The organism is Paracoccus sp. SMMA_5_TC (assembly GCF_009696685.2).
Lineage (GTDB): Bacteria > Pseudomonadota > Alphaproteobacteria > Rhodobacterales > Rhodobacteraceae > Paracoccus.
In genome coordinates, this window is record NZ_CP102355.1 from 651,748 (window position 1) to 671,511 (window position 19,764).

The following is a 19,764-nucleotide window of genomic DNA, read 5'->3' on the forward strand; positions in this document are numbered from 1 at the left end:
CCCTGGTAGAGATCGTCAGTCTTCCGGCCGGAGCCGAGCGGAGCGAACGCGTGCGACGTCTAGCAGGAACTCCTGCTCCTCAGGCGATAGCTGCTGGAATAATCGCAGGAGCTCTGTGCGCAACCGTATCGAAGGGTCCCCAAGGAACTCATCGACGCTGACGCCGAACGCCTGAGCCACGCGAACGCCGTCATCGAAGTTGGTCGACGCATCTTCGCGCTGCAGCATCTTCTTCAGCTGTTCGTACGACACGCCTGACTCGGCCGCCACCTGGCGGAGGCTTTTCCCAGAGAGATCGAGCCATCGGCGAAGGGCAGTACGGAACGGCATCGGCATGGATCATTCCTACTGTGTCCGCGCAGAACGCTAAAGGGACAAATGGCCCTTGACAGGCATGGGGTCATTTGTCCCTTATTGTGTTGATGCGAACCGAACTGATCAGACGTATCGAAACATTCGCGCGGCGCAGGGGCATCGCACCGGCGACCGTGACCAGCCGTGCCGCAGGAAACTCGCGGCTCTACACGAGATTGCTGGCCGGCGGTGACTGCACGACCAGCGTTGCGGAGCGTGTTCTCGGCTGGATCGAGCACCAGGAGGTAATAGCATCACATGCGCTCCCTGCTTCCGACGAGGCGCGGTCGTGACCGCCCCCGTCGCATCCGCCATCCTGCCGCGCGGTGCGGCGGATCCTCGCCGGTGGGAGACCGGCAATGCCCCTCCTTGTTGTGGACCCTACGCGGCGGTGGGACGCCGCCGGAGGTTTTCAGCGCATCGTAGCGGATGCCTCGTCGCGGCGCTGGGAGGCCACTTGCACGCCCTCTGGCAGGCGGCGCTACTTCCATACCAGAAACGCCGCAAAGGCCCCTCACAGGCCGCGTGGTGGCCGCTGACGGGTATCGGCGCAAGGGGGTGCTGGTGACGGTCGCGCGGCCCGCAGGCGGCCCGGCCGTCATGGCGCGCCGGGCCGAGCCGCGCGGATCGGTCGACGACTTTCCCACGCCGCCTTGGGCGGTGCGGGCGCTGACGGAGTGGCTGGTCGGGAGCGGTGTGGAGCCTGGCGGTCTGTGCTGCCGCGAGCCTGCGGCGGGTCGCGGGCACATGGCTCGCGCGCTGGCGGAGGCGTTTAGCGATGTGCATCAGATCGACATCCACGACTACGGCACCGGCAATCTCGACACGGTGGCGGACTACCTCGACGAGCCCTTCTGGCCTTTTGTGGACTGGACCATCACCAATCCGCCTTTCCGGCTTGCGGAGCAGTTCATCCACCATGCGCTGAGCACGTCCGAGGCCGGCGTGGCCATGCTGGTGCGGACGCAGTTTCTTGAGGGCGTCGGGCGGCACGGACGGCTGTTCTCGCGCCATCCGCCGACTGCGGTTCTTCAGTTTGCCGAGCGGGTGCCGATGGTGCGCGGGCGTCTGGACCCGCAGGCAACCACGGCGACCTCCTACTGCTGGCTGGTCTGGGATCGCTGCGCGCGGGGGCCGACGCGGCTGGTCTGGCTGCCGCCGTGCCGGAAGCGCCTGGAACGCGAGGAGGACTGGACGTGAGCCATCACGCCACCAACTGGGCCATCCAGCAGCGCGGACTGGCGCCGGCGACGAAGCTGGTGCTGTGGTATCTGGCGGACCGTCACAACCCGGACTTCGGCTGCTTCCCCAGCCAGGAGCAGCTGGCGGCGGACTGCGAGATGAGCCGCAGGTCGGTGAACCGGCATCTGAACGAGCTTGAGCAGCGTGGTCTGATCCGGCGCGAGGAGCGGATCGATCCGCGGACGAAACGGCAGAGACCAACGCGCTACGTTCTGGCCTTCGAGCCGGAATTCGCCCGCGCGGCGCCGTCTCATCCGTGTGCCAATTCGGCACACGGCTACGGAACGGACGAAGAACACACTGGGGACCCGTGTGCCAGTCTGGCACACGGGTTGGGGCAGAGCCGTGTGCCATCCGTGACCGGAGCCGTGTGCCACAGCTGTGGCACACGTATAACCAGTAAGTTAACCAGTAACGACGACGAGCGCGCGTGCGCGTGCGAGGCGGAGCCGGCCGGCCCGCCGCCATCCGTCCCGCCCGGCCCGACCGGTGCAGGCTGCGAAGACAGCGAGGCTGCGCGGTTGCGCCCGGACGGCCCGGCCGGAGGCGACAGCGGGGGCCCGGGCACGGGGCCTGCGTCAGCCCCGGCGCTGGTGGCGCGGATCTGCGAGGCGCTGGGCGAGCCCGGGCTTGCGGAGGTGCGGTGGTGGCGCATCGAGGCGGATTTCGGGCGGCGGATCGATGCGTGGCGCAAGCTGGGCCTCGACGACGACGCAATCGTCGCGACGGCCCGCTCGTTCGGCCGCGACGTGCCGGAACCGCCGCAGGGTCCCAAGGCGCTGGACGCGGCCATGGTGCGGGCCGCGCAGCGGATCACCGGCCGCGAGGGCGGTGGCGCACCGGCGGCACCGGCGGCGCAGCGGGGTCGGCCGCTTCCGGACGGCGTCCGCGATGCGCTTGATCTGCTGGGCAGGGCCATCGCGGAGGGCCGCTACGTGCCGCCGAGCGCGGTCACGCCGCACGCAGCGCGGGAGATGCTGGCGCGCGGGCTGGTGACCGCGGAGCAGCTGCAGGCGCGGGGTATCGCGGCATGAGCCGGCTGGCGGCACGGGAGGCGGACGTCCAGCGGGCGGTCGTGTCCGCGCTGCGTGTGGCTCTGCCCGCGGCGGTCATCCATCATTCGCCGAACGAGCATCGGGCCGGCGGGGCGGCGGCGCGACGGGTTCAGGGCATCCGGTCCGGCATGGGCCTGTGTCGCGGCTGGTGCGATCTGGTGGTGCTGGCGCAGGGGCGGGTTCTGTTTCTCGAGGTCAAGGGTCCGCGGGGCCGGCTGTCGCCGGCGCAGGAGGCGTTCCGGGATCGTGTGCTGGCGCAAGGCCATCATTGGGCGCTGGTGCGCTCGGTGGATGACGCTCTTGAGGCGGCGGCAAGCGCCGGGCTGGTGGTGCGGGCGCGGGTTGCAGGAGGCCGGACATGACGATGCACGGGAGGTTGGCGGCGCGGGCGCGGCGCGAGAGGATCTGGCGCTGGGCGGTGCAGGAGGGCCTGGCGGAGCGGCACGCCCACGGCAATGCGACGCTGGACAGCGGCGCGGTGATCTGGGGGCTGCTGTGCCACGCTGTCAGGGTCTCGGCCGCGGCGGACCGGGCACCACCGTGGTCAGGCTATCCGACGGCGTCCCCCGGGGCGTGGCTGGCACCGGACGAGATCACGTGGTGGCAGAGGGTCACGGCTGCGCTGCGCGGCGAGACGGATGGTCTGGTGGAGGCGGAGCTGGACGCTGCGGTGCCGCCGTCTACGTTCGACGTCGGGGTGCGGGACGAGGTGCTCGAGCTCTGGCATCGGCATGCGCTTCGGGATCTCGGGGACTGGCGGCGCCTGCGGCGTGCGGTCTACGCGCTGGCTTGCGGCGTGCCGCCGCGGCGGGTGCAGGAGGAGACCGGGTTGTCGCGGGACCGTCTGCGGCATGCGAAGGATCGGGCGGTCAGCGACCTGCTGGCGGCGTGGGAGGGAGCGCAGCCATGAAGGTTGCAACCGTGATCGGGCGGCGTTTGCCCGCCTCCCTTTCCTGCCCCCGGTGGCTCGGGTCCTTCCCGGCGGCAAAACGTATGCGGGGGGCTGGAGCGCATAAGTTCTTTAGTGACAGGGAAAAAACCGGGGTGCGCGGCTTGGGGTGCGCATTCGGGGTGCGCGGGTGCGCAGGTGAGCGCGACGGGCGCTACTGAGGGGAAGCGGAGGCTGGAAACTATGGGGATCGGGGCGCTTCAGGTCGAGTATCGCGACACTAGCGCGCTGGTGCCGTTTGTGCGGAATCCCCGGCTGCACCCGGACTGGCAGATCGCGCAGATCGCCGCTTCGATCACGAAGTTCGGATTTGTGAATCCCATTCTCGTCGGCGGCGACGGCGTGCTGATCGCTGGTCACGGGCGCCTGCTGGCTGCCCAGCGCCTCGGCCTGCAGCAGGTGCCCGTGATCGTGCTGGGGCACCTGTCTGAGGCGGAGCGCCGCGCGCTGCTGGTTGCGGACAACCGGATCGCAGAGAACGCGGCTTGGGACGAGGAACTGTTGCGCTCGATCCTCGGGGAGCTGCGCGAGGAAGCGTTCGACCTCGAGGTGATCGGGTTTTCGGATGAGGAACTGGCCGAGCTGTTTGGCGGCCTCGAGGACGAGTCCGGGCGCAGTGTGGAGCTGGGCGATCCGGATTTCGTCCCGGAACCGCCGTCTGAGCCGGTTACCCGCGTGGGCGATCTCTGGATCCTCGGGGAGCACCGCGTGCTCTGCGGCGATGCCACGCGCGCCGCGGACCTGCAGCGGCTGACGGACGGCCGGTTTTGCGACGCCATGTGGACGGACCCGCCCTATAATGTGGCGTACGAGGGCAAGGCCGGCCGGATCGCCAACGACGATCTGTCGGCCACGGACTTCGCGCGGTTCCTCGTCTCGGCCTTTTCTGCCGCCGCGCAGGTTCTGGCGCCGGGCGCCGCGGTTTATGTCGCGCATTCCGAGACCGAGGGCCTGGCCTTCCGCCGCGCCTTCCGGGATGCCGGGTTCAAGTTAACGGGCTGTCTCGTCTGGGTGAAACCATCGCTGGTCTTGGGGAGGTCGGACTACCAGTGGCGGCACGAGCCCATTCTCTACGGCTGGAAGCCCGGCGCTGCGCATCGCTGGTTCGGGGGCCGGGCGAAGACCACCGTCTTCGACCAGCCCGGCGCCCCGGTGCGCGTCATGCCTGACGGTACCGTGCAGGTGGATGTGGGCGGTCAGGTCCTGGTGATCTCGGGCCGCGAGCTGAAGGTCGAGGCGCATGAGGGCAGCGTGATCCGCGCCGAGAAGCCTGCCCGGAATGCCGAGCACCCGACCATGAAGCCGATCAGCCTCATCCTCGAGATGCTGGAGAACAGCACCAGGCGCGGCGATGTGGTGCTTGATCCGTTCGGCGGGTCGGGCTCGACCCTCATCGCCTGCCATCGGTCCGGTAGGTCGGCCCGGCTTACCGAGCTTGAGCCGCGCTATGCGGACGTCATTGTCGAACGCTGGCAGACCTTCACCGGTCAGCGCGCGGTCCTCGAGGGCGACGGCCGGTCCTTTGCCGAGGTCGCGGCCGGTCGGAGGCGCGCCGCATGACCCGCAAGACCCCGCTGCAGCGGCCGCGGGCCCTGCGTTACCTAGGGAAAACCATTGCAAAGGTCGTCAGCCGGCTTGAGACGGCCGCTGAGACCATCGGGCCGCTGCCGCCGGGCATGCGGATGACGGGCGTGACGGCGGGCCAGTTCTCCGCCATTGATGCGCTTGAGCACATGGTCAACGAGCTCGGGCCCGCCTCGGTCCGGGTCTCCACCTGGACCACCGGCATCTACGATGTCGAACGGACCCGCGCCATTCGGGTGGACGGTCGCATCACGGACGTGCGGTTTCTGCTGGACCGCGGGACGTTCGAGAAGTCGCCGCAGTTTGCAGGCCCGCTCATCGAAGTGCTGGGTGAGAGCGCGTTCCGCTGCCTGTCGGTGCATGCGAAGGTCATCATCGTCGATGGCGGTCCGGGCCGCCGAGCGGTTTTCCGGTCCTCGATGAACCTGAACAAGAACCTCCGGACCGAGCAGTTCGACATCGACGTCGATGACGAGGTGGCCGGGTTCTACGCCCTCTGGTTCGACGGGCTGTGGGAGGAATCGGGCCGGACAAACGACAACCGGCGGATCATCGCGGCCATCTACGACCGCTACCGGGCCCTTCCGGGCGCTGGCGCACCTGCGACCGGCGAGGCCCTGCAGGACCGGCCGGACCTGCGGCAGCGCCGGGTGCGCAAGGGTGATGTGACGATGACCCTGGCGGATCTGCATTCCCTGATCGGGGATTGAGCCCATGGGTATTTCCCGCCGCGAATACGCCCGCCTGCGGGGCGTTTCGGAGTCCGCCGTGCGCAAGGCCATCACCACGGGGCGCATTTCGGTCGAGGCGGACGGGACCATCGACCCGGGCCGCGCCGATCGGCAATGGGACGAACGCACGGACCCGGCCCGCCAGCGCGGCGAACATGCCAGGACCCTCGCGGCCGCCACAGCCGCTGGCACGGCACGTGCTCAGGCCGCCCGCGGCGCACCGCCGCCCGGCACGAGGCCGGTCCCGCAGGCCGCGCTCGAGGCGGTGAGGGAAACGCTGCACGAGGCGGGCGCCGATGCGGAGCCTGGCGAGGCGCCGGGCGGCGAGGTTTCTTTCCTGCGCGCGCGGCTCGCGAACGAGGTCATCAAGGCCCAGCTTGCGAAGGTCCGGCTGGGCAAGGCCAAGGGCGAGCTCGTCGATCGTGCCCGCGCCGCGTCCTTGGTCTTTGATCTGGCCCGTAGGGAGCGCGACGCCTGGATCGGCTGGCCCGCCCGTGTTGCTTCGAATATGGCGGCCGAGCTGGGCACGGACCCGCACCGGCTGGAGGTGGTGCTTGACCGCTATCTGCGGGAGCATCTTGGAGAACTGGCGGAGATCAGGGTTGATTTGGGCGGAGGATCGTGAGGCGCGCAGGCGCGCGGAAGTGGTGTTGTGGCTGGCATCGCTTAAGGTCGACGCGCTGCGTCGGCGCGAGCTGGAGCGTCGGTTTCAGCAGCGGATCGACGAGGAGGGCTGCGGAGCCGTCATCGGCGCATTGCGGGCTGTGGACGGAAGCGAGTTGCGATGAGGGTCGCGGAGTTTGACGGGGCGCGGGAGATTCGGGCGGCCTGGCTGGCCGGTCTGGCACCGGATCCCAAGCAGACGGTGTCGGAATGGGCGGACAGGCATCGCGTCCTGTCCTCGCGGGGATCGTCTGAGGCAGGGCCGTATCGCACGGCGCGGACGCCCTATTTGCGGGAGATCATGGATGCGCTGTCGCCGACCTCGCCGCTGCAGCGGATCGTGTTCATGAAGGCAGCGCAGGTCGGGGCGACCGAGGCGGGGAACAACTGGGTCGGTTATGTGATGCACCGGGCGCCGGGGCCGTTTCTGGCCGTGCAGCCCACAACGGACCTGGCAAAAAGGCTGAGCCAGCAGCGGATCGATCCGCTGATCGAGGAAAGCCCTGCGTTGCGCGCGCTGGTTGCACCGGCGCGTTCGCGGGATTCGGGAAACACGGTGCTGGCGAAGCGGTTTCCTGGAGGTCAGTTTGTCCTGACCGGTGCCAATTCGGCGGTCGGGCTGCGCTCGATGCCGGCGCGCTGGGTGTTTCTGGACGAGGTGGACGCCTACCCCGGTGACGTTGACGGCGAGGGCGATCCGGTGTCGCTGGCGGAGGCGCGGACCGTGAGCTTCGGGCACCGTGCGAAGATGTTTCTCGTGTCGACGCCCACGATCCGCGGGATCAGCCGTATCGAGCGGGAGTTTCTGCGCTCAGACCAGAGGCGTTATCATGTTCCCTGCCCTGTCTGCGGCACGCTGCAATGGCTGAAGTTCGAGCGGTTGCGCTGGCCGAAGGGCATGCCGGACCGGGCGAGGTATCACTGCGAGGCCTGTGAGGAACCGTTCGAGGAGCGGCACAAGACGACGTTCATGGATCCGGCGAACGGCGCGTGCTGGATCGCGACGGCTCCTGCGGAGCAGATCGCATCCGCGGAGGCTGCCGCTACAGCCGGGTTTCACATCTCGGCGCTCTACTCGCCGCTCGGCTGGCAGAGCTGGGCGGAGATCGCGCGCCTCTGGGAGGCGGCGCAGGGAAATGACGCGGCACTCAAGACCGTGAAGAACACGGTGCTAGGTGAGACCTGGGCGGAGCGCGGTGAGGCTCCGGACTGGGAGCGGCTCTACGAGCGGCGCGGGCCGCACCGTCTGGGCGAGGTGGCGGATGGGGTTCTGGTGCTGACGGCCGGGGCGGACGTGCAGCGGGACCGGGTCGAGATCGACGTCTGGGGCTGGGGGCGCGGCCTGCGGTCGTGGCTGATAGAGCACGTCGTGATCGAGGGCGAGATCGGCACGGAGCCGGTCAGGCAGGCGCTGTCGGAGCTGCTGATGCGCACGTGGCGGCATCCGTCCGGTAGCGAGTTGCCCATCTCGCGGCTGGCAATCGACTCGGGGGACGGCGCCACCACGGACGCAGTTTATTCGTGGGTGCGGGCGCAGTCACGGGACCGGGTACTGGCGATCAAGGGGATGCGCGACGGCGTCGTCACCAGCCCGGTTGATGGCCCCAGCTGGGTGGAGGTCACGGAGAGGGGCCGGAAAGTCAGGAGAGGCGTTCAGCTCTGGTCGGTGAGGGTGGGCTTCTTCAAGTCCGAGACCTATCGCTTTCTGCGCCTCGCACAGCCGACGGACGAGGATCTGGAGGCAGGTCGCGGCTGGCCGGCAGGGTTCATTCACATCCCGCGCGGTGTAACGTCGGAATGGGTGCGGCAGCTGACGGCCGAGCAGCTGGTGGCCGTGCGGATGCGGGCCGGCTACATGAAGACGGAATGGCAGCAGCTGCGGGATCGGAACGAGGCGCTGGACTGCCGGGTCTATGCGCGGGCGGCGGCGTGGCTCATGGGGCTGGACCGCTGGGACGAGCCGCGCTGGGAGCAGCGCGAGCTCGCGTTCGAGGCTCCACGGGCCGGGGCGGCGGAGCAGGGCGGTGTTCTGCCGGCGGACATGGCGCCTGATCCTTTTGAGCGCGGCCAGAAGCGTCGGCAGGACTGGATGGGGCCGCGCCCGGGACGCTGGATATGAGATGTTGCATGGCAGTTGCGCATTCGCGCAAAATGTGGTAGCCATCGCAGCATCATCGGAGAGGTGCGCTCGGGAGGACCGAGCGCGCCTCTTGTCGTTTCCGGGGCTGGCATGAGCGATTTTACCGAAGACGAGGCGGCGGCGCTGCGGCGCGCGCTGGCCTCGGGCACGCTGGTCGTTCGGACCGGCGAGCACGAGGTTCGCTACGGCTCCTTCGAGGATCTGCGGGCGAGGCTGGCGTTCGTGGAGGGACGGCTGGCGGCCGCCCTTGCGCCGCGGCCGGTCGCCGGCGTGGCGGCGTTCCGCAGGAGCTGAGATGGCGCGGCGCGGCGGGATCCTCGGCTGGCTGCTGTCGCGGCGGCGGACGGAGCGCGGTGCGGCCGTGCCTGCCTTGCGTTCCTACGACGCAGCAAGCCGCGGCCGCGGCACGGACGGCTGGATCGCCAGCGGGACGAGTGCGGACGTTGAGGTGTCGGCGGCCGGTCCGGCGTTGCGGGATCGGATGCGGGATCTGGTGCGCAACGATCCGCTGGCGGCGAAGGCGGTGCAGGTGCTGGTGTCGAACATCGTCGGCACCGGCATCCGGCCGCGGGCGGCGGGCCCGGACGCCGCAGTGAACCGGGCGGCGGACGAGGTCTGGAAGCGCTGGGCGGAGAAGGCGGATGCGGACGGGCACACGGATTTCCACGGCCTGACCGCTCTGGCGGTCCGGGAGATGGTCGAGGGTGGCGAGGTGCTGGCGAGGCGCCTGCGCCGTCGCGCGTCGGACAGGCTCTCGGTTCCGGTGCAGGTGCAGCTGCTTGAGGCGGATCACCTCGACGCGTCGCGGTCGGAGGTGCGCGGCGACGGATCGCGGATCGTTCAGGGGATCGAGTATGACGCCGGTGGCCGAAGGCGGGCTTACTGGATTCATCCGGAGCATCCCGGCGATGCGGCGGGTTTCATGCGCGGGCTGCGGGACAGTCAGCGGGTGGACGCGGCGCAGATCGCGCATCTGTTCGAGCGCCAGCGGGTGCAGAACCGCGGCGTCCCGTGGGGCGTGCCCGCGATCCGGGCGCTGCGGGATCTGGGCGACTGGCAGGTCGCAGAGCTCAAGCGGAAGAAGATCGAGGCCTCCGTGGTCGGCTTTGTCTTCGGGGCGGACGAGGAGCAGTCGTCCATTGCGCCGGCGGTTTTGGACTCGGACGGAAAGCGGGTCGAGCAGTTCGAGCCCGGTCTGATCGCCTATGTGCGGCACGGGAAGGACGTGAAGTTCAACAGCCCAGGGTCGACGTCCGGCATCTACGAGTGGAACCGGGTACAGCAGCACATCATCGCTGCCGGGTTCCGGGTGCCGTACGAGCTGCTCACAGGCGATCTGAGCCAGGTAAACTTTTCATCGGGCCGGATGGGCCTGAACGAGTTCCGGCGCATGATCGAGGCGGTGCAGTGGCACACGGTCATTCCGCAGTTCTGCGCGCCGGTGTGGCGCTGGGTGATGGAGGCGGCCTGGACGGCCGGCCTTGTGCCTGATCCGGACATTCCGGCGGAATGGGGTCCGCCGCGATTTGAGAGCGTCAATCCGCTGCAGGACGTGACGGCCGACATCCTGGAGGTGCGGGCCGGGTTCTCGACGCTGGCGCAGCAGATCGCGCGGCGCGGCTACGATCCGATGGAGGTGCTGCGCGAGTGGCAGGCGCAGGCCAGCGAGCTGGATGCCGCGGGTCTGGTGTTCGACAGCGACCCGCGGCGGGTGTCGAAGGCGGGTCTGGTGCAGCCCGAGGCCGGCACGGTCTCCGATTGAGGAAACGGAAATGAGGGACGATGTGATGCTGCCGCTGCTGGAGCGGGCGGCTGAGCTGCGCGTGCCGGATGGCGTGGCGGGGGACGGAGAACAGATTGTCGAGGTTGTCTGGACCACCGGCGCCACGGTGCGGCGTGTGCGCTGGGCCTGGGAGGGTCCGGAGGAATACGACGAGGAGCTGGTGGTCGATCCCGGTTCGGTGCGGCTTGGGCGGCTGAACGGCGGCGCGCCGTTTCTTGACTCGCATCAGGGCGGTGGACTCGGGGCGGTTCTGGGGTCGGTGATCCCCGGCTCGGTGCGCCTCGAGGCCGGCAGCGGTGTCGCGCGCGTGCGGCTTACGGGAGCGGAGGATGCTCGGGCCGCAGTGCGGCGCGTGCTGGAAAAGCACGTGGCGATTTCGGTGGGCTACCGGGTTTTTCGATACGAGGTCGTGCGTCGCGAGGGCGGGCGGGATCTCTGGCGGGCGGTGGACTGGGAGCCGCTGGAGATCTCGGCGGTTGCGATCCCGGCGGATGCCGGGGCACGGATACGGGCGGAGCGCGGCATTGAGGCGGTGAACCGGTGCCGGATCATGGTTGGGAACGTCGAGGCCGCGGATGCGGCGGTTGAGCAGGAGGGCGGAATGCTGGAGCAACGGATCGATGCGGGCGTTGTGCCCGTGGTGGACCAGCGCGGTGACGCGCAGGTTCAGGAGGGCGCCGGAGGCGCGGATGAGGTCGAAGAGGTGCGCCGGACGGCTGCGGAGATCCTGCGGCTGTGCGCCCGGCACGAGCTCGGGCAGGAGTTCGCTGCCGATCTGGTGGGGCGAGGGGTGAGTCTGGATCTGGCCCGCGCGGCGGTGCTGGATCGGCTGGCCGAGCGTGACAATCACGGCGCGCGGACGGTGGAGCCCGTGCCGGCGCAGGTGCGCGGCGGGCCTGACCTAGGCTATCGCGATGCGGTGTCGTCGGCACTGCTGCATCGCTACAGCCCGGGGGAGTTCGAGTTGCCGGCCGCGTCGCGGGAGTTCCGCGGCCTGTCTCTGATCGAGCTGGCCCGCCACGCGCTGGGCCGGGCCGGTCGTTCGATGTCTGGCATGTCGAAGATCGAGGTGGCGACGGAGGCGCTGCTGGGCCGCGCGGGGCTGCATTCGACCGGGGATTTCCCGTTCATTCTGGCAAACGTGGCGAACAAGACGTTGCGGCGCGCTTACGAGACGACGCCGCGGACCTTTGCTGTCTGGGCGCGGCAGCGGACCATCGCGGATTTCAAGCCGGTCTCGGTCACGCAGCTGGCCGGCGCGCCCAGCCTGTTGGCCGTGCCGGAGTCTGGCGAGTTCACCTACGGCACTGTCGGCGAGGGGCGCGAGGTCTACGGTCTGCTCACCTACGGGCGGATCGTCGGCATCACGCGGCAGGTTCTGGTCAACGACGATCTGGATGCCTTCACGCGGGTGCCTGCGGCCTACGGCGCTGCGGCGGCGGATCTGGAGTCGGACATCGTCTACTCGATCCTCACCGGAAACCCTGTCATGGGCGACGGTCAGGCGCTGTTCCACGCCTCGCACGGCAACCTCGGCACGGCCGGTGCGATCAGCGAGGCGAGTCTGTCGGAGGCCTACAGGCTGTTCGGCGCGCAGCGCGGCCTTGAGGGGCGGCTGATCGGTGTGCTGCCGCGCTTCATCATCGTGCCGCCGGGCGCGCGGTCGGTGGAGGCGCGCAAGAACGTTGCGGCCACCACGCCGGACGCGGTGGCGGGCGTGAACGCATTCGCCAACCGTCTGGAGGTGGTCGAGGAGGCGAGGCTCATTCCGGCGAGCGGCGCGGACCCGTGGTTCATTGCGGCGGATCCTGCGCGGATCGACACGGTCGAGTACGCCTATCTGGATGGGCAGCAGGGGGTCTATACAGAGGTCCGTCAGGGCTTCGAGGTGGACGGCATCGAGATCAAGGCGCGGCATGATTTTGCTGCCAAAGCCATCGACTGGCGCGGTCTTTACCGGAACGCCGGCGTCTGACCGGCCTGACGTCAGCGCGCCGCGCATCCTTCCGCGCGGCAGCACCTTGATCCGGCCGGCCGCGGATGCCGGCCGGGTCATCTGTTTCGGGAGTGAGGAGAACGTGACATGCGGAACTATTTTGCAGCTGGTGAGCGGCTGGAGATCACGGCCTCGTCGGACATCGCGTCTGGCGCTGGTGTGTTGGTCGGCAACCTGTTCGGGGTGGCAGAGGGGGCGATTGCGAACGGTCAGAATGGCGTGATCGTTCTGACCGGGGTGTTTGATCTGCCCAAGGCGCCCAGCCAGGCCTGGACGGTCGGGGTGCGGGTCTACTGGGATGCGGCGAACGCCCGTTGCACCACGACGGCCAGCGGCAACACGCTGATCGGGGCAGCAGCGGCAGCAGTGGGTGGCGGCGCTGGTGTGACCGTGGGGCGCGTCCGCCTGAACGGGGTTGCGAGCTGATGAGTGCGTTTGCCGCGGCCGTGCGGGCGCTTTTTGCCGACGCTAACATCGGCCGGGACGCGGTCTACATACCCGATGGCGGCGCGCCGGTGTTGGTGCGTGCGGTTGCCCGGCGCGCCGACGCTATCAGCAACTTTGGCGACGCCCGGATTTTGTTGGAGACTACGCGCATCGACCTGCGCGTGGCCGAGGTGCCGAACCCGCGCCCCGGTGACCGTATCGAGATCTACGGCGACGCGTTTCTGATCCAGGGAGAGCCCGTCCGCGACCGCGAGCGGTTGGTCTGGACCGTCGATCTGAGGCCGGTGTGAAACTGAAGCTCGACATCGAGCCCGACATTGTTGCGATGATGGCGGCTGAGGTTGCGGCGGGCGAACGCGCGGTGACGGCTGCAATGCGCGAGGCGGGCGCGGGCCTCAAATCCGCCTGGCGCAGTCAGATCACCGGCGCGGGGCTTGGCACCCGGCTCGGAAACTCGATCCGGCTCGCGACCTACCCGAAGGGCAGTGACAGCCTGAACGCCGCGGCGATGGTCTGGTCGAAGGCGCCGGTCATCGTGGGCGCGCACGACACCGGCCCGCTGATCCGCTCGAAGAACGGATTCTGGCTGGCGATCCCGTTGCTCGCTGCAGGGAAATCCACCCGCGGCGGGCGGATTACACCGGAGGAATGGGAACGGCGCACGGGCCTGCGGTTGCGCTTCATCTACCGGCGCCGGGGGCCAAGCCTGCTGGTGGCCGAGGGGCGGTTGAACACCAAAGGCCGCGCGGTAGCGTCACGGGCGAAGACCGGCCGCGGGCTGACGACTGTGCCGGTCTTCCTGCTGGTCCCCCAGGTCAGGCTGCGCAAGCGGCTGGAGCTTGCGCGGGACGCGGACCGGGCGCTTGACAGCGTGCCAGGGTTGATCGTGGCGAACTGGATGGAGGTGCGCCTGTGACGCGAGAGCACTTGCCGCCTAGACGACCTGCGCGGACACAAATGGTGCGCTGGCGCGACAGGTCGTTGGCGGTGACTGTCGGGTTCGATCCGGTTAGCGGTTCGGTGCGCGAAGTGCGCGCTACCGGGTTCAAGTGCGGGTCTGACATGCAATTGACAATCGACGACGTGTGCGTAGTAGCGTCTCTGGCCTTGCAGCACGGTGCATCCCCCAAGGCGCTCACAAGGTCCTTGGGGACTGTGCCCGTGTCTGGCGGAGAAGACGAAATGTCCAGCGTGGTCGGCGCTGTGTTGTCAGTGCTGACCGAAATTGAAACGGAGAAACAACCGTGAGCGTGCGCGAGGATGTGCTGACGGCGCTGCACGTGCGACTCTTGGCGCTGCCCGCCACCGCCCTGCGCGGCGAGGTGTTGCCCGAGCGCGTGCCCGCCGCAGGCCTCTTGATCCTGCGCGACGGCGAACCGGGGGAGCCGGAGGTGACCCTGTCCCCCTTGCGGTATCACTATCAGCACCGCGCCGAGATTGAGGCGGTCGTACAGGGTGCCGCTCGTGACGGTGCTTTCGACAGCCTTTGCGCCAGCATCGGCACGGCGCTTGCTGCCGACCGCACGCTGGGCGGGCTCTGCGACTGGGTTGAGGCCGAAGCGCCGCGGCCGGTCGATCTGCCGGTCGATGGCGCGGCCAGCCTGAAGGCTGCCGTGATCCCGGTGGTGCTGCACTATTCCACGGCCGATCCGCTCGGCTGATCCCGACAATTTGAGGAGAACACCATGGCACGAGCCCAGGGGGCGCGGGCGCTGATGGCGCTTGCGTTCGAGACGACCTATGGAACGCCGCCTGCCAGCGGCTTCATCCGCATGCCCTTCGCCAGCACCTCGCTGGGGGCGGAGCAGCCGCTGCTGAACTCGGAGCTGCTGGGCTATGGCCGCGATCCTCTGGCGCCGATCAAGGACGCGGTGACGGCCGATGGCGATGTCGTGGTGCCTCTTGATGCCGCGGCCTTCGGCTTCTGGCTGAAGGGGGCCTTCGGGGCACCGACGACCACGGGCACTGCCCCGGGGCCGTTCACGCACGAGTTCCAGTCGGGTTCCTGGACGCTGCCCTCGATGTCGATCGAGACCGGCATGCCTGAGGTTCCGCGCTATGCGATGTATTCCGGCTGCGTGCTTGACCAGCTTAGCTGGCAGATGCAACGCTCGGGCCTCTTGACAGCCACCGTCCGGCTGGTGGCGCAGGGCGAGGCCATTGCAACCACTACGGCTGCGGGCACGCCTGCGGCACTTGACCTGATTCGTTTTGGACATTTCAACGGCACGGTGAAGCGCAACGGCACGGCGCTGGGCAACGTGGTCTCGGCCGAGATTAGCTACTCCAACAACCTTGACCGGATAGAAACCATCCGCAACGACGGCAAGATCGAGGGTGCCGATCCTAGCATGGCGGCCCTGACCGGCCGGATCGAGGTGCGGTTCGCGGACCAGACGCTGGTGACACAGGCGATCAACGGCGAGGCCTGCGAGCTCGAGTTCGCCTACAGCCTCTCGTCAGGCGAGAGCTTCACCTTTACGGTGCACGCCGTCTACCTGCCGCGCCCGCGCATCGAGATTTCCGGGCCGCAGGGCGTGCAGGCGACCTTCGACTGGCAGGCGGCGAAGGCGTCCAGCCCGGCCCGGATGTGCACTGCAACCCTTGTGAACAACATTGCGGCATACTGAGCATGTTGACTCTTGATCTGACCAACGCTCCGCGCTGGCATGACCTCGCGCCCGGCGTCCGGGTGCAGTTGCGACCGCTGACCACCGCGCTGATGGTGGCGACCCGCAGCGATCCCGCCGTCGAGGCGGTGCCCGAGGAGGCTTCCGACGAGGAGCGCGCGGTCGCCTTCGCCAAGGCGCTGGCGCGGCGGGCGGTGCTCGCCTGGAATGGCATTGGCGACGCGGGTGGCAATTCCATCGATCCGAGCCCCGAGGCCATCGACGCGCTGCTTGACGTCTGGCCTATCTTTGAGGCCTTCCAGCTGACCTACGTTTCGAAGGGCCTGCTGTTGGAACAGGAAAAAAACGCCTCTGCGCTCTCGCCGAGTGGTCCTTCGGCGGGGGCGACAGATACTGCGAAGCCTGCGGGCAATGCTGCCCTGACTGCCCGGCGCGGCTGAACCGTCCGGAAACTCCGGAGGGTTGGCAGGTATGGGACCTGGTCGGCCGCCTCGGCGGCCAGCTGCGCGTCCTGCCCGGTGCGGTGATCGGCTGGGACATGTCGGCGGCGCTCGCGCTAGGCGACGCGCTCGGCGTGCCGCCGCTCGCCATGGCCGAGCTGCTGCCCGTTATCGAAGCGATAATGGTCGCCAAACTCAACGAACAGATGGATCGGTCCGATGGCTGAGAAGAGGGTCAGCGTCCGCCTCGCGGCCGAGGGCGGACGGCAGGTGCGCGCCGAGCTGGAAGGCGTTGGCGAGGCGGGTGCCCGAGGCTTCGGTCGCCTGTCGCGCGAGATGGAAGCGGCCAACGCCCGGCTCGGGGCCTTCTCGCGGCGGGTCCGCGTGGCGGCCGCAGCCGCCGTGGCAGCCGCGGGCGCCGCTGGCGTGGCGATGATCCGCTCCGGCCTGCAGACGGTCGATGCGCAGGCCAAGCTCGCGGCGTCTCTGGACACCACCGTCGCCAGCATTCAGGTGCTTGAGCGCGCGGGCGATCTGGCGGGTGTGTCGATGGGTCAGGTGGAGCAGGCCACGGTCCAGCTGACGCGACGGCTCAGCCAAGCGGCTTCCGGCACGGGTCCTGCGGTGGAGGCGCTGCGTCGCCTGCGGCTGTCGGCCGAGGACCTGCAGCGTCTGCCTCTCGACGCGCGCATCGCTGCCATCCAGCAGGCACTTGGGCAATTCGTGCCGGAGGCCGAACGCGCGAAAGTCGCTGCGCAGCTCTTTGGCGATCGAGCGTCGCTGGTGTTCACGCGCATTGACACGGCGACGCTGCGCCAGGCAACGGAGGACGTGCGGGATTTCGGGGTGGTGGTCTCGGATCAGGACGCAGCCCAGATCGAGCGCACCAATGATGCGATTTCGCGGCTCGGGCTGATCTGGCGCGGGATCTCGAACCAGCTGGCCGTCGCCGCCGCCCCCGCACTAGCAGCGGTTGCGAACGCCATGGCGTCGGTGGCGAGCAGGACCGGTCCGCTTGGCATCGCGATCCGCGGGATCTTCGACAACATCGGCCGCCTGACGACCTACGCCGCCACCTTCGCGGCGTTCCTCGCGGGCCGCTGGGTGGCGGGCATGGTCGCCGCCGCGCTCTCGGTCCGGGGTCTTGCCACCGCGTTTTTTGTGCTGCGGGGCGCGCTGATACGCACCGGCATCGGCGCGTTGATCGTCGGCGCGGGTGAGCTGGTCTACCAGTTGTCGCGACTGGTCGCCCGGATCGGCGGTGTGGGCGAGGCGTTCCGCCTGCTCGGCGATCTGGCCCGTGAGGTTTGGTCGCGCATCGGCCTGTCGCTTGATGCGGCGCTTGCGCGGATGGCTGCCGGTTGGGAAGGGCTGAAGGCGGCGGGCTTCTCGGCCCTCGAGGGCACCATCGCAGGCGTCGTCAGCTTCGGCGACCGGACGGCCGCGATATTCCAGGGGGCCTATGACGCGGCGGTCGCAATCTGGGGTAGCCTGCCCGGCGCCATCGGCGACTTCGCATTTCAGGCCGCGAACGGGCTGATCTCTGGCGTCGAGGCGATGCTGAACGGAGTCGTCACCCGGATCAACAGCTTCATTGAAAGCCTGAACGCGGCCCTCGCGCTGCTGCCAGAATGGGCGACAGGCAAAGGCGGGGTGCGGATCGGCACCCTCGATCCGGTGGAACTGGGGCGCATCGGCAATCCCTTTGAGGGCGCGGCAACGGCCGCAGGTGCCGCCGCGGCGGATGCTTTCTCGGCCGCGCTGTCGCGGACTTACCTCGAGCCGCCGGACCTCGGTCTCGGTGCGATGGCCGACGACGCGCGCGCTCGGGCCGACGGCTATCGCGAAGCGGCCGGGATGCTGGCCGATGCTGCCGGTCGGCCGCTCGCCAGCTGGCAGGCGCTGAAGGATGCGGTGACCGGCACGGGTGCCGGTGCCGAAACGGCCTTGGCGACCGCCGCTGCTGCGGCCGGGGCATTGGGCGGAGAACTGGATGAAACCGGCGGGGCGGCAGGTCGCGCCGGAGCGGCGGGGCGGCAGGCGGGGTCCGAGACTGCCGCCGGAGCCGAGCAGGCCCAGACCGGCTGGCAGGCCGTCACTGCCGCGCTTGCCGACTACGCCGCGAGGGCGCGCGAGATCGGCGCGGATATCGGCGAGGCGCTGGCGGGCGCGTTTGGGTCGGCCGAGAACGCGGTCGTCGAGTTCGTGCGCAAGGGCAAGCTCGACTTCCGCGATCTGGTGACCTCGATGATTGCCGATCTGGCGCGACTGGCGGCGCGGCGGTTCATTCTGGGTCCGATTGCAAACGCCCTTTCCCGAACGCTGGGCGGCGCGGGCGGGATCTTTGCCAACATCCTGCACGCTGGCGGGACGGTCGGCGCGCCCGGCCCCGGCCGCATGGTCCCGGCGCTGGCCTTCGCGGGTGCCCCGCGCATGCATTCCGGCGGCTGGGCCGGGCTGCGCCCTGACGAGGTGCCCGCGATCCTGCAGCGCGGCGAGCGTGTGTTGTCGCGGCGTGAGGCGGCCGGTTACGGCCGGGCGGGCGCTCCAATCGTCAATGTTACGATCAACGCGCGGGATGCCGATAGCTTCCGGCAGTCGCGCACGCAGGTCGCCGCAGACATCGCGCGCGCCGTGTCGCTCGGGCGCAGGGGCATGTGATGGCGTTTCACGAGGTGCGCTTCCCCGACAACATCAGCCGCGGGGCGCGGGGCGGACCGGAACGGCGCACGCAGATCGTCGAACTGGCGAGCGGCGCAGAGGAACGCAACGCGAGCTGGGCTAACTCGCGACGCCGCTACGATGTGGCCTATGGCATCCGCCGCGGCGACGATCTGGCGGCGGTCTTGGCGTTCTTCGAAGCGAGGAACGGCCGCCTCCACGGCTTCCGCTTCAAGGACTGGGCCGATTTCAAGTCCTGCCTGCCGTCGGGCACGCCGTCGGCACTGGATCAGCTCATCGGCACCGGCGACGGCGCTACGACCGCCTTTCAGCTGGTCAAGCGCTACGCTTCCGGCAGCCAGGTCTGGATCCGCACGATCACCAAGCCGGTGGCTGGCACTCTGCGCATCGCGCTCGACGGGGTCGAGCAGCTTTCGGGCTGGTCGGTCGACACCGCCACCGGCGTCGTCACCTTTGGCTCGGCCCCTGGCGCGGGCGTTGCGATCACCGCGGGCTTCGAATTCGACGTCCCCGTCCGCTTCGACACCGACGTTCTCGACGTCACGCTCGACCTCGAACGCCTCGGCTCGATCACCTCGATCCCGCTTCTGGAGATTCGGCGATGAACGACACCGGCAGCTTCGTTTCGGTCGTGCTGCGCGAGCTCGCGGCCTCGACGGCGGTGATCCTCGCTGTCTGGGGCGCGCTCGGCGGAGCGACGAACGCACTGACGACGAAGATGCGGCTGCGCGACGCGCTGCGCCACATCCTGCTTGGCGGGCTGATCGCTGCCGGAATGGGGAGCCTCTCCATGGCGCTGGTCGCCAAGTGGCTTGGCCTGCCGCTGCAGGCGATCCCTGCCGGCGGGGCGGCAGGGTCGGCCGCCTACTTGGTGGGCGTTTTCGGGCCCGCTTTTATCGAGCTGGTTCTTGCTCGGTTGCGCGGCGCCAAGGAAGGCGGCGACGATGAATAAACTTCTCCGCCTCGCGCGCGCCCTCCGCTGCGACCATGGCGATCCCGGTCAGGTCTTCCGTCACCGCTTGGGTGTAGGCGTCGCCGTCGCGGTTCTGATCCTCGTCCTTTCGCTTG

23 protein-coding genes are annotated in these 19,764 nt (G+C 69.1%); 22 read left to right on the forward strand and 1 reads right to left on the reverse strand.

The features are described from left to right. Positions 1-15: 15 nt before the first annotated feature. Positions 16-336 (reverse strand): helix-turn-helix domain-containing protein, encoded by a 321-nt coding sequence (locus GB880_RS03285; protein WP_154494260.1) that lies wholly within the window; start codon positions 334-336, stop codon positions 16-18. A 582-nt stretch (positions 337-918) separates the two neighbouring features. Here GB880_RS03285 and GB880_RS03290 point away from each other — a divergent pair. The 22 genes from GB880_RS03290 (at position 919) to GB880_RS03390 (ending at position 19,648) form a co-directional block, all read left to right on the forward strand. Beyond that, positions 919-1,554: a hypothetical protein gene (locus GB880_RS03290; protein ID WP_263467282.1), complete on the forward strand. Its 636-nt coding sequence runs from the start codon at positions 919-921 to the stop codon at positions 1,552-1,554. Beyond that, positions 1,551-2,630 carry a helix-turn-helix domain-containing protein gene (locus GB880_RS03295; RefSeq protein ID WP_263467283.1) on the forward strand — a complete coding sequence of 360 codons (1,080 nt, stop codon included), beginning with the start codon at positions 1,551-1,553 and terminating at the stop codon, positions 2,628-2,630. The genes GB880_RS03290 and GB880_RS03295 overlap by 4 nt, the downstream gene beginning before the upstream one ends. Further along, complete coding sequence (locus tag GB880_RS03300; protein WP_154494547.1) at positions 2,627-3,013, forward strand: VRR-NUC domain-containing protein; 387 nt, start codon at positions 2,627-2,629, stop codon at positions 3,011-3,013. Before GB880_RS03295 ends, GB880_RS03300 begins: the two co-directional genes overlap by 4 nt. Beyond that, positions 3,010-3,561, forward strand: coding sequence for a hypothetical protein (locus GB880_RS03305; RefSeq protein ID WP_154494546.1), 552 nt, complete (start codon positions 3,010-3,012; stop codon positions 3,559-3,561). Before GB880_RS03300 ends, GB880_RS03305 begins: the two co-directional genes overlap by 4 nt. A 222-nt stretch (positions 3,562-3,783) precedes the next feature. After that, positions 3,784-5,160 carry a site-specific DNA-methyltransferase gene (locus GB880_RS03310; RefSeq protein WP_154494545.1) on the forward strand — a complete coding sequence of 459 codons (1,377 nt, stop codon included), beginning with the start codon at positions 3,784-3,786 and terminating at the stop codon, positions 5,158-5,160. Further along, a complete protein-coding gene (locus tag GB880_RS03315) occupies positions 5,157-5,894 on the forward strand; it encodes a hypothetical protein (protein WP_154494544.1) in 738 nt (245 codons plus the stop codon). The genes GB880_RS03310 and GB880_RS03315 overlap by 4 nt, the downstream gene beginning before the upstream one ends. Positions 5,895-5,898: 4 nt before the next feature. Beyond that, a complete protein-coding gene (locus GB880_RS03320) occupies positions 5,899-6,540 on the forward strand; it encodes an elements of external origin (RefSeq protein ID WP_263467284.1) in 642 nt (213 codons plus the stop codon). A 159-nt stretch (positions 6,541-6,699) separates the two neighbouring features. Then, on the forward strand, positions 6,700-8,697 hold the full coding sequence (locus tag GB880_RS03325) for a phage terminase large subunit family protein (protein WP_154494581.1): 1,998 nt from the start codon (positions 6,700-6,702) through the stop codon (positions 8,695-8,697). 111 nt (positions 8,698-8,808) lie between these two features. Then, positions 8,809-9,012: a phage head-tail joining protein gene (locus tag GB880_RS03330; RefSeq protein ID WP_263467285.1), complete on the forward strand. Its 204-nt coding sequence runs from the start codon at positions 8,809-8,811 to the stop codon at positions 9,010-9,012. 1 nt (position 9,013) lies between these two features. Continuing rightward, the gene (locus GB880_RS03335; protein WP_263467286.1) at positions 9,014-10,480 is read left to right on the forward strand and encodes a phage portal protein; all 1,467 of its coding nucleotides are present in this window, start codon (positions 9,014-9,016) and stop codon (positions 10,478-10,480) included. Positions 10,481-10,505: 25 nt separating this feature from the next. Further along, positions 10,506-12,476 carry a prohead protease/major capsid protein fusion protein gene (locus GB880_RS03340; protein ID WP_229774469.1) on the forward strand — a complete coding sequence of 657 codons (1,971 nt, stop codon included), beginning with the start codon at positions 10,506-10,508 and terminating at the stop codon, positions 12,474-12,476. A gap of 108 nt (positions 12,477-12,584) precedes the next feature. Further along, complete coding sequence (locus GB880_RS03345) at positions 12,585-12,923, forward strand: DUF2190 family protein (protein WP_154494352.1); 339 nt, start codon at positions 12,585-12,587, stop codon at positions 12,921-12,923. After that, positions 12,923-13,234 (forward strand): head-tail joining protein, encoded by a 312-nt coding sequence (locus tag GB880_RS03350; RefSeq protein WP_154494351.1) that lies wholly within the window; start codon positions 12,923-12,925, stop codon positions 13,232-13,234. Before GB880_RS03345 ends, GB880_RS03350 begins: the two co-directional genes overlap by 1 nt. Further along, complete coding sequence (locus GB880_RS03355) at positions 13,231-13,860, forward strand: DUF6441 family protein (RefSeq protein WP_263467287.1); 630 nt, start codon at positions 13,231-13,233, stop codon at positions 13,858-13,860. Before GB880_RS03350 ends, GB880_RS03355 begins: the two co-directional genes overlap by 4 nt. 41 nt (positions 13,861-13,901) lie before the next feature. Then, on the forward strand, positions 13,902-14,192 hold the full coding sequence (locus tag GB880_RS15850) for a TSCPD domain-containing protein (protein WP_195840867.1): 291 nt from the start codon (positions 13,902-13,904) through the stop codon (positions 14,190-14,192). Beyond that, positions 14,189-14,605 (forward strand): acyl-CoA transferase, encoded by a 417-nt coding sequence (locus tag GB880_RS03360; RefSeq protein WP_263467288.1) that lies wholly within the window; start codon positions 14,189-14,191, stop codon positions 14,603-14,605. The genes GB880_RS15850 and GB880_RS03360 overlap by 4 nt, the downstream gene beginning before the upstream one ends. Before the next feature lie 24 nt (positions 14,606-14,629). After that, positions 14,630-15,574 carry a phage tail tube protein gene (locus GB880_RS03365; RefSeq protein WP_154494350.1) on the forward strand — a complete coding sequence of 315 codons (945 nt, stop codon included), beginning with the start codon at positions 14,630-14,632 and terminating at the stop codon, positions 15,572-15,574. Between the two features lie 2 nt (positions 15,575-15,576). Continuing rightward, entirely contained in the window at positions 15,577-16,014 is a 438-nt protein-coding gene (locus GB880_RS03370; protein WP_154494349.1) for a hypothetical protein, read from the forward strand. 83 nt (positions 16,015-16,097) lie between these two features. Continuing rightward, entirely contained in the window at positions 16,098-16,241 is a 144-nt protein-coding gene (locus tag GB880_RS03375; RefSeq protein ID WP_229774471.1) for a DUF7697 family protein, read from the forward strand. Next, positions 16,234-18,675 (forward strand): phage tail tape measure C-terminal domain-containing protein, encoded by a 2,442-nt coding sequence (locus GB880_RS03380; protein WP_263467289.1) that lies wholly within the window; start codon positions 16,234-16,236, stop codon positions 18,673-18,675. The genes GB880_RS03375 and GB880_RS03380 overlap by 8 nt, the downstream gene beginning before the upstream one ends. Continuing rightward, complete coding sequence (locus GB880_RS03385; protein WP_154494155.1) at positions 18,675-19,301, forward strand: DUF2460 domain-containing protein; 627 nt, start codon at positions 18,675-18,677, stop codon at positions 19,299-19,301. The genes GB880_RS03380 and GB880_RS03385 overlap by 1 nt, the downstream gene beginning before the upstream one ends. Next, positions 19,298-19,648 (forward strand): hypothetical protein, encoded by a 351-nt coding sequence (locus GB880_RS03390; protein ID WP_154494154.1) that lies wholly within the window; start codon positions 19,298-19,300, stop codon positions 19,646-19,648. Before GB880_RS03385 ends, GB880_RS03390 begins: the two co-directional genes overlap by 4 nt. The last annotated feature ends 116 nt before the right edge of the window (positions 19,649-19,764 follow it).

Coding starts and splice junctions, on each gene's coding strand:
- GB880_RS03305 (WP_154494546.1), top strand. CDS start 3,010: ATGACGATGCACGGGAGGTTGGCGGCGCGGGCGCGGCGCGAGAGGATC.
- GB880_RS03385 (WP_154494155.1), top strand. CDS start 18,675: ATGGCGTTTCACGAGGTGCGCTTCCCCGACAACATCAGCCGCGGGGCG.
- GB880_RS03325 (WP_154494581.1), top strand. CDS start 6,700: ATGAGGGTCGCGGAGTTTGACGGGGCGCGGGAGATTCGGGCGGCCTGG.
- GB880_RS03350 (WP_154494351.1), top strand. CDS start 12,923: ATGAGTGCGTTTGCCGCGGCCGTGCGGGCGCTTTTTGCCGACGCTAAC.
- GB880_RS03300 (WP_154494547.1), top strand. CDS start 2,627: ATGAGCCGGCTGGCGGCACGGGAGGCGGACGTCCAGCGGGCGGTCGTG.
- GB880_RS03380 (WP_263467289.1), top strand. CDS start 16,234: ATGGCTGAGAAGAGGGTCAGCGTCCGCCTCGCGGCCGAGGGCGGACGG.
- GB880_RS03315 (WP_154494544.1), top strand. CDS start 5,157: ATGACCCGCAAGACCCCGCTGCAGCGGCCGCGGGCCCTGCGTTACCTA.
- GB880_RS03285 (WP_154494260.1), bottom strand. CDS start 336: ATGCCGATGCCGTTCCGTACTGCCCTTCGCCGATGGCTCGATCTCTCT.
- GB880_RS03365 (WP_154494350.1), top strand. CDS start 14,630: ATGGCACGAGCCCAGGGGGCGCGGGCGCTGATGGCGCTTGCGTTCGAG.
- GB880_RS03345 (WP_154494352.1), top strand. CDS start 12,585: ATGCGGAACTATTTTGCAGCTGGTGAGCGGCTGGAGATCACGGCCTCG.
- GB880_RS15850 (WP_195840867.1), top strand. CDS start 13,902: ATGGTGCGCTGGCGCGACAGGTCGTTGGCGGTGACTGTCGGGTTCGAT.
- GB880_RS03310 (WP_154494545.1), top strand. CDS start 3,784: ATGGGGATCGGGGCGCTTCAGGTCGAGTATCGCGACACTAGCGCGCTG.
- GB880_RS03335 (WP_263467286.1), top strand. CDS start 9,014: ATGGCGCGGCGCGGCGGGATCCTCGGCTGGCTGCTGTCGCGGCGGCGG.
- GB880_RS03330 (WP_263467285.1), top strand. CDS start 8,809: ATGAGCGATTTTACCGAAGACGAGGCGGCGGCGCTGCGGCGCGCGCTG.
- GB880_RS03370 (WP_154494349.1), top strand. CDS start 15,577: ATGTTGACTCTTGATCTGACCAACGCTCCGCGCTGGCATGACCTCGCG.
- GB880_RS03340 (WP_229774469.1), top strand. CDS start 10,506: ATGCTGCCGCTGCTGGAGCGGGCGGCTGAGCTGCGCGTGCCGGATGGC.
- GB880_RS03320 (WP_263467284.1), top strand. CDS start 5,899: ATGGGTATTTCCCGCCGCGAATACGCCCGCCTGCGGGGCGTTTCGGAG.
- GB880_RS03390 (WP_154494154.1), top strand. CDS start 19,298: ATGAACGACACCGGCAGCTTCGTTTCGGTCGTGCTGCGCGAGCTCGCG.